The organism is Pseudomonas sp. WS 5412 (genome assembly GCF_012985615.1).
Taxonomy (GTDB): domain Bacteria; phylum Pseudomonadota; class Gammaproteobacteria; order Pseudomonadales; family Pseudomonadaceae; genus Aquipseudomonas; species Aquipseudomonas shahriarae.
Genome location: NZ_JAARMB010000012.1, coordinates 62,682 through 74,579, shown reverse-complemented (window position 1 = coordinate 74,579; position 11,898 = coordinate 62,682). Strand labels below are relative to the sequence as shown.

Genomic DNA, 11,898 nt, shown 5'->3' with positions numbered 1-11,898 from the left:
TCATTCACTGGTAAGGGCCGTGACCGGGTCGAGCCGGGCTGCTTTGCGGGCCGGCATAAAGCCGAAGATGACGCCGGTGACCAGCGCGCAGGCGAAGGCGCCAAGGGCGGCTGGCAGCGAAAAGGCGACGGCCACGCTGCTGAGGATCAGCGCGCCGCCGACCAGCAGGGCCAGGCCGATCCCCGCCACCCCGCCGACCACCGTGAGCATCACCGCTTCGGTGAGGAACTGGCGCAGGATGTCCCGCTGCCGGGCGCCGGTGGCCATGCGGATGCCGATTTCCCGGGTGCGTTCGCGCACGGTCATCAGCATGATATTCATCACGCCAATGCCGCCCACCAGCAGCGAGATGGCGGCAATCGAGCCGAGCATCAGCGACAGGGTGTTCTGGGTGCGGGCCTCGGCCTGGATCATCGCGGCGTTGTTGGTCAGTTCGAAATCCCGCTTGCCGTTGTGCAGGCGCAGCAGCAGTTGGTCGATGGCTTTTTCCGCTTCATGCACCTTGCGTGCGTCGGCGGCGGCAATCACTACATATTCGGGGTTGTAGGTGCCAAACAGGCGGATACTCGCGGCAGAGTAGGGGATGGCGATACGGTCGTCGCTGTCCTTGTCGCCGGAGCTGGCGCCTTTTTCGGCGAGGACGCCGATCACCTGGAACGGCACGTTTTCGATGAGGATGTATTGGCCGATGGGGCTCGGCAGGTCCTTGAACAGCTTGTCGCGCACCCGTTTGCCAATCACCGCGACGGTGGCGGCGCTGCGTTCGTCGGCTTCGGTGAAGTAGCTGCCCTCGACCACCGGCCAGTTGAAGATCGCCGGGAAGTTGGTGTCGTTGCCGCCGACATAGGCCATGTGGTCGACATTGCCGAAGCGCACCCCGGCTTCCGCGCCGTTGACCGGCATGATGCGCTTGACCTGGGGCAGGGCAGCCATGGCGCTGACGTCGTTCATGGTGATAATGCCGGGCGGCGTCCGCGGGTTGGGCGCCGAGCCACTGACATAGAGGATATTGGAGCCGAAGGCGCCCATCTGCGCCATGACCTGGCGCTTGCTGCCTTCGCCCACGGCGAGCATCACCACCACCGAGGCCACGCCAATAATGATCCCCAGCAGGGTCAGCGCGGTGCGGAAGCGGTTGATCCACATGACTCGCCAGGCCGCTTGCACCGCGTCCAGCAGTTCGCCTTTCCACGCACCATTGTGCTCGGCGCCATCGGCCAGGCGTTGGCGCAGGTCCACGGCTTGCAAGGCCTTGGGGTTGGCGTCGGCGTTAGCGTGGGAGTGGGGGTTGGGGGTGTCGCTGATGATCAGGCCGTCGCGGATCTCGATGATGCGCTTAGCCCTGGCCGCCACTTCGCGGTCGTGGGTGATCAGGATCACCACGTGCCCCTGGCTGGCCAGTTCGTCGAGCAGGGTCATGACCTCGGCGCCGCTATGGCTGTCGAGGGCGCCGGTGGGTTCGTCGGCGAGGATGATATGCCCGCCGTTCATCAAGGCTCGGGCAATCGACACCCGTTGTTGCTGGCCTCCGGACAACTGGTGCGGGCGGTTGCCGGTGCGCCCGGCCAGGCCCAGGCGGGTGAGCAGGGCGGCGGCGCGGGCATGGCGTTCGGCGGCCGGCGTGCCGGCATAGATCGCCGGCATCTCGACGTTTTCCTGGGCCGAGCCGGACGGGATCAGGTGGTAGCCCTGGAACACAAAACCAAAGGCTTCGCGGCGCAGCCAGGCCAGTTCGTCGGTGTCCAGTTGCGCGACGTTTTCCCCGGCGAACAGGTATTGGCCGACGGTGGGGCGGTCGAGGCAGCCGAGGATATTCATCAAGGTCGACTTGCCTGAGCCGGAGGCCCCGACAATCGCCACGAATTCCCCGGCATGGATCGACAGGTCGATCCCGCGCAATACGTCGACCTGGGGCGTATCACCGCCACCGTAGGATTTGCGGATATCCCGAAGTTCGATCAGCGGCGTCAACATTCAGCCTCCGCTGCTTTCGGCGGGGCCGATCAGCAGGTGCTCGCCTTCGTTGAGGCCATCGAGGATCTGGATGCGCAGGCGGTCGCTGATCCCCACCCGTACTTCACGGTCTTCGATGCTGCCGTCCTTGGCCACCACTCGCGCCAGTTGCGTGTCGGGCCGGGTGCTGCCTTGCAGGGCCGCGACGGGTGCAGTCAGCGCATCGCTGACGCGGCTGGCGACGAAAAACACCTGGGCGGTCATTTCCGCCATCAGTGCGTTATCGGCGTTATCCACATCCAGCAGTACGGTGTACAGCACCACCCGGCCGCTGCCGCTTTTGCTCGAGCTGCTGGGGCTGCCGCCGCCCTGGCTGGTTTCGTTGAGGGGCTTGGGCGGCACCGGCAGGATCTGGCGCACAGTGCTGGTCCAGCGCCGGTTGCCACCGCTCAGGGTGGTGAAATACGCCTGCATGCCCGGTTTGACATGGCCGATATCGGCTTCCGAAACTTCGGCCCAGACGGTCATGGGTGACAGGTTGGCGATGCGCAAAATCAGCGGCGTCTGCTGCTGGCTGTTGAGGGTCTGGCCTTCACGGGCATCCACGGCGACTACCGTGCCGGAAATCGGTGCATAGATGCGCGTGTAGCCCAGCTCGGCCTGATCAACCCGCAGCGTGGCCTGGGCCTGGCTGATCTGCGCCTTGAACATGTTGATGCGCGCCTGGGTGGCGTCCAGTTCGGCCTGGGCGGTCTGCACGTCTTCATCGCGGGTCGCGCCACCGGCGGCCAGGCGTTGCTGGCGCTGGTATTTCTGCTGTGCCAGGCGGTTTTGCGCGTGCTGCTCCTGCAGTTGCGCCTGCAGATTGGCGATGGAATAACGGGTGGCGTCGAGCTTGGCCTGCTGGGTAGCCGGATCGATCTCTACCAGCAGATCGCCTTGCTTGACCTGGGCGCCGGCTTCAACGTGAATCTTGCGGATCTGCCCGGACGCCTGCGCGCCGACATCCACGTAACGCCGTGGTTGCAGGGTGCCGAGGGCGGTCACGCTGCTTTCGATATCGCCCCGGCGCACTTCTAGGGTGGCGAACTGATCGCGGCCGGGCGGGATCAGTTGCCAGGCGGCGAAGGCGACCACGGGGATCAGGCAAAGTGCTGCCAGCAGCGCGCGCCGGGTGTGTCGAGGACGGTTCATGCACGGGTTCCAGCCAGGAAAGTTCGGACCGCTGCTCAAACGCCCTTGAGGGCAGAGACAGAAGCGGGAAGCTGTCAGGTAAACGAGGTATTTGCCCTGAAATTTAAGTGCTTACATACGGCGTTACAGCTGGGCGAAACGCCAGTATTCGAGCGCGTTTACCAGTCTGTTTAAAGCCACATGAGAATAATTCTAAGTTAGATGACTTCAAACTGCCATTACTGCATTGCCACAGCCGTCGCCGCCACGCCTGCCCGGACGAATCCTGCACCGGGCTTAAATTTTTTTTCATTGTCCTCGTTTCCTATCAACACATGGCCTGTTGTTCAGCAGGTCGCCCAGGCTTTCCGCCCCACTGCCACGGGGCTTATCCAGAGGACACTGGAATGACACAGGCAATTGCATCGCCCGCGGTTCACGACCTGATCGGTATTGGTTTCGGTCCTTCGAACCTGGCGCTGGCCATCGCCCTGCAAGAGCGCGAGAAAGCCCAGGGCAAGCTCGATGTGCTGTTTCTCGACAAGCAGGCCGACTACCGCTGGCACGGCAATACCCTGGTGAGTCAGAGCGAGCTGCAGATTTCCTTCCTCAAGGACCTGGTGACCCTGCGCAACCCCACCAGCCCTTATTCCTTCGTCAACTACCTCAAGGTCCATGGGCGTCTGGTGGACTTCATCAACCTGGGCACGTTCTACCCGTGCCGCATGGAGTACAACGACTACCTGCGCTGGGTCGCCGGGCAATTTACCGCGCAGAGCCGCTATGGCGAGGAAGTGCTGGCCATCGAGCCGATCCTGCATCAGCAGCAGGTCGAGGCGCTGCGGGTGATCTCCCGTGATGCCCAGGGCGAGCAACTGGTACGCACCGCGCGCTCGGTGGTGGTCAGCGCCGGTGGTACGCCACGGATTCCCGAGGCGTTCAAGGCGCTCAAGGACGATGGGCGGGTGTTCCACCATTCCCAGTACCTGGCGCGCATGGCCCAGCAGCCGTGTGTCGAGGGCAAGCCGATGCGCATTGCAATCATCGGTGGCGGGCAGAGCGCGGCCGAGGCGTTTATTGATCTGAATGACAGCTTCCCCTCGGTGCAGGTGGATATCATCCTGCGCGGTTCGGCCCTCAAGCCTGCCGACGACAGCCCGTTCGTCAATGAAGTGTTCTCCCCGGAGTTCACCGACCTGGTGTTCCAGCAGCCCAGCAGCGAGCGCGAGCGCCTGGTCAACGAGTACCACAACACCAACTATTCGGTGGTGGACCTGGACCTGATCGAGCGCATCTACGGGATTTTCTACCGCCAGAAAGTCTCCGGCATCGCCCGTCACGCCTTCCGCACCCTGACCACCGTGGAAAAAGCCAGCGCCGGGCCCCTGGGCATCGAGTTGCTGGTGCGCCATAACGCCACCGGTGAGACGGTGCTCAATCACTACGATGCGGTGGTCCTGGCCACCGGCTATGAGCGCCAGATGCATCGCCAGTTGCTGGCGCCGCTCGAGGCCTATATGGGTGACTTTGAAGTGAACCGCGACTACCGCGTGGTCACCGACGAGCGTTGCAAGGCGGGTATCTACATGCAGGGCTTCAGCCAGGCCAGCCATGGTTTGAGCGATACTTTGCTGTCGATCCTGCCGATTCGCGCCGACGAGATTGCCGCGTCGCTGCATGAACATGATCGCAGCCGCGGCCAGGACCGTTCGGTGCGTGACGTGCTGCTGGCCACCGCGAGCTGATACCGGCTGCCGGTCGCTCCCGCGCCTGCGGGGGCGACCCTGGCTGAACCCTTGCTGAAGAACCCGCCGATTCGCCGCGCTGTCACTTTCCTCCTGCAGACTGCAGGCGTAAGCTGCGCCGGTTTTCAACCATAGCGCAGACCTTCGTGAACAGACTTTCGAGTGACAGTTGTCGACCAGGCTTGGCCAGCTGACGCGCATCCCCATGCCGTTGCCTCGCCGAGCAAGCGAGAAGCGGCCTTTCGGTAGCGAACCGTCCTGGTTCCTGCCTGATCCCCCTTTTTTCGACGCTGATTCTGCGGGCAATCAAAGGGAGATTTACCATGCAAGCCCTCAACAATATCAATCTGGATTCCTTGATCGACACCGTGGTCAGCCTCAGTGCGGCCTTTATCCTGGGTGGGCTGATCGGCTTTGAGCGCCAGTTCCGCCAGCGCACGGCGGGGCTGCGCACCAATGTGCTAGTGGCGGTGGGGGCGGCGATCTTTGTCGACATGGCCAACCGCCTGGCCGGGGCCGAAGGGGCCGTGCGGGTAGTGGCGTATGTGGTGTCCGGGATTGGCTTTCTCGGCGCCGGGGTGATCATGCGCGAGGAGGGCAACGTACGCGGGCTCAATACCGCCGCGACGCTGTGGACTTCTGCCGCCGTGGGCGCCTGCGCCGGTGCCGACCTGATCCTCGAGGCGTTCCTGGGCACCTGTTTTGTGCTGGCGGCCAACACCTTGCTGCGGCCGATCGTCAACAACATCAACCGCCAGCCCCTGGACGTGGTGTCGGCGGAGGTCACCAATATCCTCTACGTGATTGCGCGGCGTGCCCAGCAGCAGGCGGTAATGGCTTTGCTGGAGTCGGAACTGGCGCGCTGTAACTACCCGGCCAGCGATGTCGATGTGCGGCCCTTTGGCAGTGAGGAAGTGGAGATCGAGGCCACCCTGGCGGCCAACTCGGTCGATGGTGACGAACTGGATGCCCTGGTGGCGCGGATCTCCCAGTCGACCCTGGTGGTGCAAGCCTTCTGGAGTCCCAGCACCACTGATTGACAATCCCTCTCTGTTCGGCTGGAAAAGCTGCCCCCCGTCATGGGGGGCGGTTTTTTTCGGTGATTTTGACTACGCTTTAGTGAGGATTAATCCTACATATGCGCCGGATTTTCCCTTCGGGCGAAACATCATTCCGTTGTTAATGTTGAGCCGTTGCACCTAACCAAATTCCGTTGAAACGTTCTGTGTAGACAGTACCGCTGGTCGGAACTGGTACTTCTCACAGGTACAGGGGTTTCGTGTGATGTGTAAGGGTATTGGCGCCCTGAAACGAGTGGTCGCCAATGAAGCAACTAAACAGTCGTGGTGTTCTGCCAGGGAGTCGCATGAGCAAAGCGCTAATTGTGGATGATCATCCGTTCATTCGTGCAACCGTCAAGTACCTGTTGCGCCAGGAGGGCTTCGAGAAGATTTTCGAGGCTGCCAATGGTGCCGATGCATTACAGATTGCCAGGGAGGAACGGCCAGACCTGGTCATTCTCGACCTGGCCATGCCCAAGCTGGGCGGGCTGGAAGTGATCAGCCGGATCAAGGCCTTGGGCCTGCCCTGCAAGATACTGGTCCTGACCTCCTATCTGGCGGTGTTTTTTTCGACGCGTTGCATGCGGGCCGGGGCGATGGGGTTTGTCGCGAAAACCGGCGAGCTGGATGAGCTACAAAAAGCCATCAAGGCCGTCATGTCCAACTACAGCTGCTTCCCCAGCCTGCCCACCAGTTCCGTACGCAAGGACGACTTGCAAACCACGGAACAGCAACTGGTAGAAGCGCTCTCTGACCGGGAGTTGATGGTGCTACAGAAGCTGGCACTGGGTTTGGGCAACAATGAAATCGCCAAGGACATGCTGTTGAGTCACAAGACCATCAGTACTTATAAAACCCGGTTGAAGGAGAAACTGCGTATGTCTTCGGTGGTGCACTTATCCAAGTTCGCCCAGCGTAATCATCTGATCTGACATGTCGAGATCTCTGGGGAAATGGCTCACCGCACTCTGGCTGGTGGGTCTGGCGCTCACCGTCAGTGTGGCTCAGGGTGAGCCACACCCGCTGACTCTGGTGGGGCATTCCACCCTTGACACACTGCAAGTGAACCTGGATGAGGCGGACTGGCGCTGGCTGCGCGAACGCCGCACGTTGGTGATGGGGGTTTCCGCCCCGGACTATGTCCCCTTCGATGTGACGGGCAGCAACGGCGAACTGGAGGGGATCACCTCTGATTATGCGGCGCTGCTCGCTAAGCTATTCGGTATCCCGATCCAGGTGCAGTGTTACGAGCACCGGGATCAACTCATCGCAGCCCTTAAACGCGGCGAGGTGGACTTTGTAGGGACGGCCAATGGCTACGAGGCGGCGGACCCTCAGTTGGCGCTTTCGCGCTCGTACGCCAACGACCAGCCAACCCTGGTGACGCGTATTGATGACAGTCAGGCGCTGAGTGCCGATCTCGACGGTAAACGCCTGGCCATGCTCTCCCACTACATGCAGCCTGAGGTGGTTGCGGCCTTTTATCCCAATGCCTCCTTGCAGACCTACCCGTCGACTTTCGAGGCGATTGGGGCCGTGGCCTTTAGCCAGGCGGATGTCTATCTGGGCGACGCAATCAGCACCAACTATCTGATTAACAAGAACAACCTCAACAACGTGCGGATGGCGGACTTTTCCAGCTTGGAGGTCAACCCTTTCGCGTTCGCGCTTGCCCGGGACAATATCCGGCTGTTGAACATCATCAATGCGGCACTGGCGGTGATTCCGGCCAATGAACAGATGGAGATCCTGCGCCGCTGGAGTGCCGGTAATCTGGGAATCGTTGGTCGTGAACGCCTGCGTCTGAGCGACAGTGAGCAGCGCTGGCTGGACAAGCATCCAAGGGTCAGGGTGACGGCACTCGACAAGTTCCTGCCGTTGTCGTTTTTCAATGATCGAGGGCAATTCCGGGGCTTGAGTGCCGATGTCCTGGCCCAGATCAGCCTGCGTACGGGCTTGAAGTTCGATGTGGTGCGCGCAGGTTCATTGCCCCGTCAAATCCAGCAGGTCAGCGATGGCGAGGCAGAGATGATCGCGCTCATCACACCGAGTACGACCCGCGAGGAAAAGGTCCGTTTTTCCCGGCCCTATTTGAGCAACCCATTCGTGCTGATCACGCGTGACGATGGCAGCAGTCCGGTCACCCTCGACGATATGGCGGGCAAGCGCCTGGCGGTCATTGGCAGTAGCGTGCAGCGGGAAATCATCAGCCGCGACTACCCCAATATTGTGTTGGTGGACGTGGAGAACTCCGCACAGGGCATGGCTTTGGTCGCCAACGCGGGGGTCGATGCCTCGGTCAACGCACTGATCATTGCGCGCTACATGATTGCCCATCAATACCGTGACCGCCTGCGCATTACCAGTACGGTGGGCTCGCAGCCGGCGCGAATCGCCTTTGGCGTGGGGCGCGGCCAATTGGAGTTGTATTCGATCCTGGACAAGGCGCTATTGAGCATCACCCCCCAGGAGATGGATGAGTTGACCAACCGCTGGCGCAGCGAGTTGTTGATCGATGACAGCTATTGGCTACGCCACCGCAACACGATTATCCAGGGCTTCTCCCTGGCCGCTGTGTTGTTGCTGATCACCCTGGGCTGGGCCATTTACCTGCGCAGCCTGATCCGCAAACGTGCCCAGGCCGAGCGCGCCCTGAGCGACCAGATGCGCTTTATGAGCGTGCTGATCGACGGTACGCCGCACCCGATCTACGTGCGTGATCGCCTGGGGCGGTTGATGGCCTGTAACAGCGCCTATCTCAATGTTTTCGGCTTCCGCCTTGAAGACGTGATCGGTAAGACCGTGATGGAGACCGATACGGGGAACCAACCCCAGGCCCAGTCCTACCATGAAGACTACTTGCGCTTGATGGAGCGCGGCGAACCGCAGATTCACGACCGGGTACTCAAGGTGCCCGGCGGCGCGACCCTGACCATTTATCACTGGATGCTGCCGTACCGCGACGGGGACGAAAGGGTCGTGGGCATGATTGCCGGCTGGGTCGATGTCAGCGAGCGTCAGCGTTTGCTGGGGCAGTTGCAGGAGGCCAAGGAGGGGGCCGACGCCGCCAACCGCGCCAAGACCACCTTCCTGGCGACCATGAGCCATGAGATCCGCACGCCGATGAATGCGGTGATCGGCATGATCGAACTGGCCTTGAAAAATGCCGAGCAAGGGCGTATCGACCATGACGCCCTGGCAGTGGCTTCCGACGCTTCGCGCGGCATGCTGGAGTTGATCGGCGATATTCTCGACATCGCGCGGATTGAATCCGGCCACTTGTCCCTGACCCTGGAGCCGTCGAACCTGCGCGAGCTGCTGGCTTCGGTGGGGCGAATCTTCGAAGGACTGGCGCGCACCAAGGGCCTGGTGTTGCAGGTGGAGCTGGACCCGCTGGTCGATCGCTACGTGTTGATTGATCCGCTGCGCTTCAAGCAGGTGGTCTCTAACCTGTTGAGCAATGCCATCAAGTTCACCGCCCGGGGCCATGTGCGCTTGAGTGCCAGTGGCTCGCCGGCAGTTGCCAATGGTTACCTGAGCCTGCGGCTGGTGATAGAAGACAGCGGCATCGGGATCAGCGTCGAGGACCAGATGCGCCTGTTCAACCCGTTTATTCAAGGGCGTAACACTGACCAGTCGGCGCGCAGTGGCTCAGGGCTTGGGTTGGTGATCAGCCGCAGCCTGTGTGAAATGATGGGTGGCCAGCTGAAATTGAGCAGCGTGCTGGGGCAGGGCACACGGGTCGAGGTCACACTGCCATTGGCGGTGGCCACCTCGGCCAGCGCACCGTCCGAACCGGTTGCCCTGGAGGCGCCGCCAGCCCATGCGTTGAATATCCTGGTGGTGGACGACTACCCCGCCAACCGTCAATTGCTGACCCGCCAACTGAGTTTCCTGGGGCACCGGATCACTACCGCCAACGATGGTGTGCATGGCCTGGAGCGTTGGCAGACCGAGCGTTTTGACGGGGTGATCACCGACTGCAACATGCCGCTGAAAAATGGCTATGAGCTGGCCCGAGACATCCGTGCCGATGAGCGGGCCCGCGGCTTGGCCCCTTGCCTGTTGCTGGGGTTTACCGCCAATGCACAGCCGGAGGAAACCGAGCGTTGCCTGGCGGCGGGGATGGACGGCTGCCTGTTCAAACCCACCGGGCTTGAGGATCTGCATGCCGCACTGGCTTCTCGCACGGCCATGCCTTCGGTCAATGAGCCGGTGCAGGCGGACCCGGTCAAGGCCCTCGACTTGAGCCGCTTGTTGAAGCTGACCGGCTCCGACACGGGGGCCGTCAAGGAGCTGCTGGCACAACTGCTCGACAGCCTTGCTGCAGACCGTACGCAACTTCAGGCATTGCTTGAAAAGCACGACTACGCCCAGCTACACGACCTGGCCCACAGGACCAAGGGCGGGGCGCGTCTGGTCGAGGCGCAGACCTTGGTGAACCACTGCGAAGCCCTGGAAGCGGCTTGTGAACAGCGCGATCCCGAGGCACTGGTTTGTGCAGTGGCGGCTGTGCAAGAGGCCATTGATCAATTGCATCAAGCCCTGACGGATTACTGCAACCAGGCATAGAGGCAGGTCCGGCGCAGGGAATTTGGGAGAACTCCTACATGTAGAGGGAACTACGCTGATTTTTTCGTCGAAATATGTCTGGAAAAGTAGGCCGCTCCTTCCTTCCGCGAGCGATGCCTGCTCAGGGACTTGCGATGCCAACCAAAGCACTGACCATCCTGATTGCCGATGAACGGCACCTGCAACGGTTGCACATCGAAAAAATGCTCAACCAGCTGGGCTATTACCGGATCGTCCCGGTGCAGACCTTCGATGAAGTGCTGATCCTGACGGATATCCCGGCTGAGCCATTTGACGTGTTGATTATCCATGCCGGACTGGCTGCCGCCGCGGGCGGCGCATTGGCGTTCCAACAGCAACATCCGCAGGTGCGCCATGTGCTGGTGTATGACGACCAGGACCTGGGGCCGTCTGCTTGCGTGGTGCCCCTGGCCCTGGTGCGTTTGCCGGGAGCGCCCGACAGCATCACCCTGGAACACTTTATGGACATCGTCGACCCGCCGTCACCAGCCAGTGGCTTGCGGGTCTTGCCCTGGCTGCGGGAGCTGGCGCGCAACCCGGCGGTTTAGCTCAGTCCCACTGCGGCGCAATACCCTTGGGGCTGGTCAGGCGATGGCCGCGCTCGAGGCCCTCGATTTGCGCCATATCGGCTTGGCTCAACGTCAGTTGTACAGCCTTGAGGTTGCTCTGCAGGTTGGCGCGCTGGGTCGAGGACGGAATCACCGCATACCCCAGCTGCATGGCCCAGGCCAGGGCGACCTGTGCCGGTGTGGCCTGGTGGCGTGTGGCGATTGCCTGGATCACCGGGTCTTTCAGCACTTCGCCGTAGGCCAGGGTCATGTAGGACGTAATCTGGATACCGTGACGCGTGGCGAAATCCACCACCCTACGGTTTTGCAGGTAGGGGTGCAGCTCGATCTGGTGGGTGGCGATGTTCTCGGCACCGACGGCGGCGATGGCTTCTTCCATCAGCGCTACGGTGAAGTTGGAGATGCCGATCTGCCGGGTCAGGCCCAGGCGCTTGGCTTCCAGCAACTGCCCCATGAACTCGGCGACGGGTACCTGGTTTTCTGGCGACGGCCAATGGATCAGGGTCAGGTCCAGGTAGTCGGTCTGGAGCTTGCGCAGGCTTTCCTTGAGGCTGGGGATCAACTGGCCTTCGGCAAAATTGGCGATCCAGATTTTGCTGGTGATGAACAGTTCATCGCGGGGGATACCGCTGGCAGCGATGGCCTGGCCGACCTCGGCTTCATTGTCGTAGATCTGCGCGGTGTCGATGACCCGGTAGCCGAGATCGAGGCCGGTGCTGACGGAATCGATGACCACCTGGCCCTGCAGGCGGAAAGTGCCAAGGCCGAATGCGGGAATAGACATGAGTAACTCCTGTTGTGGCA

The 11,898-nt window shown here is 61.7% G+C and carries 8 protein-coding genes; 5 read left to right on the top strand and 3 right to left on the bottom strand.

Annotated features, from left to right (window positions below):
- Positions 1-1,974 (bottom strand): MacB family efflux pump subunit, encoded by a 1,974-nt coding sequence (locus HBR94_RS17040; RefSeq protein WP_115127937.1) that lies wholly within the window; start codon positions 1,972-1,974, stop codon positions 1-3.
- Positions 1,975-3,147, bottom strand: a complete 1,173-nt coding sequence (locus HBR94_RS17035; RefSeq protein ID WP_120732516.1) for an efflux RND transporter periplasmic adaptor subunit — start codon at positions 3,145-3,147, stop codon at positions 1,975-1,977.
- Between the two features lie 386 nt (positions 3,148-3,533).
- Between HBR94_RS17035 and HBR94_RS17030 the strand changes: the two genes are divergently transcribed.
- The 5 genes from HBR94_RS17030 (at position 3,534) to HBR94_RS17010 (ending at position 11,073) form a co-directional block, all read left to right on the top strand.
- Positions 3,534-4,871 (top strand): SidA/IucD/PvdA family monooxygenase, encoded by a 1,338-nt coding sequence (locus HBR94_RS17030; RefSeq protein ID WP_057439138.1) that lies wholly within the window; start codon positions 3,534-3,536, stop codon positions 4,869-4,871.
- A gap of 323 nt (positions 4,872-5,194) precedes the next feature.
- Positions 5,195-5,911, top strand: a complete 717-nt coding sequence (locus HBR94_RS17025; protein ID WP_057444753.1) for an MgtC/SapB family protein — start codon at positions 5,195-5,197, stop codon at positions 5,909-5,911.
- A gap of 326 nt (positions 5,912-6,237) precedes the next feature.
- Entirely contained in the window at positions 6,238-6,864 is a 627-nt protein-coding gene (locus tag HBR94_RS17020; protein WP_057439085.1) for a response regulator transcription factor, read from the top strand.
- A gap of 1 nt (position 6,865) precedes the next feature.
- On the top strand, positions 6,866-10,504 hold the full coding sequence (locus HBR94_RS17015) for a transporter substrate-binding domain-containing protein (RefSeq protein ID WP_170045237.1): 3,639 nt from the start codon (positions 6,866-6,868) through the stop codon (positions 10,502-10,504).
- Between the two features lie 134 nt (positions 10,505-10,638).
- Positions 10,639-11,073 (top strand): hypothetical protein, encoded by a 435-nt coding sequence (locus HBR94_RS17010; protein ID WP_057959182.1) that lies wholly within the window; start codon positions 10,639-10,641, stop codon positions 11,071-11,073.
- A 1-nt stretch (position 11,074) separates the two neighbouring features.
- On the opposite strand, the gene dkgB is transcribed toward HBR94_RS17010, so the two are convergent.
- Positions 11,075-11,878 carry a 2,5-didehydrogluconate reductase DkgB gene (gene dkgB, locus HBR94_RS17005; RefSeq protein ID WP_170045236.1) on the bottom strand — a complete coding sequence of 268 codons (804 nt, stop codon included), beginning with the start codon at positions 11,876-11,878 and terminating at the stop codon, positions 11,075-11,077.
- Between the last annotated feature and the right edge of the window lie 20 nt (positions 11,879-11,898).

Coding starts and splice junctions, on each gene's coding strand:
- HBR94_RS17040 (WP_115127937.1), bottom strand. CDS start 1,974: ATGTTGACGCCGCTGATCGAACTTCGGGATATCCGCAAATCCTACGGT.
- HBR94_RS17035 (WP_120732516.1), bottom strand. CDS start 3,147: ATGAACCGTCCTCGACACACCCGGCGCGCGCTGCTGGCAGCACTTTGC.
- HBR94_RS17030 (WP_057439138.1), top strand. CDS start 3,534: ATGACACAGGCAATTGCATCGCCCGCGGTTCACGACCTGATCGGTATT.
- HBR94_RS17025 (WP_057444753.1), top strand. CDS start 5,195: ATGCAAGCCCTCAACAATATCAATCTGGATTCCTTGATCGACACCGTG.
- HBR94_RS17020 (WP_057439085.1), top strand. CDS start 6,238: ATGAGCAAAGCGCTAATTGTGGATGATCATCCGTTCATTCGTGCAACC.
- HBR94_RS17015 (WP_170045237.1), top strand. CDS start 6,866: ATGTCGAGATCTCTGGGGAAATGGCTCACCGCACTCTGGCTGGTGGGT.
- HBR94_RS17010 (WP_057959182.1), top strand. CDS start 10,639: ATGCCAACCAAAGCACTGACCATCCTGATTGCCGATGAACGGCACCTG.
- dkgB (WP_170045236.1), bottom strand. CDS start 11,878: ATGTCTATTCCCGCATTCGGCCTTGGCACTTTCCGCCTGCAGGGCCAG.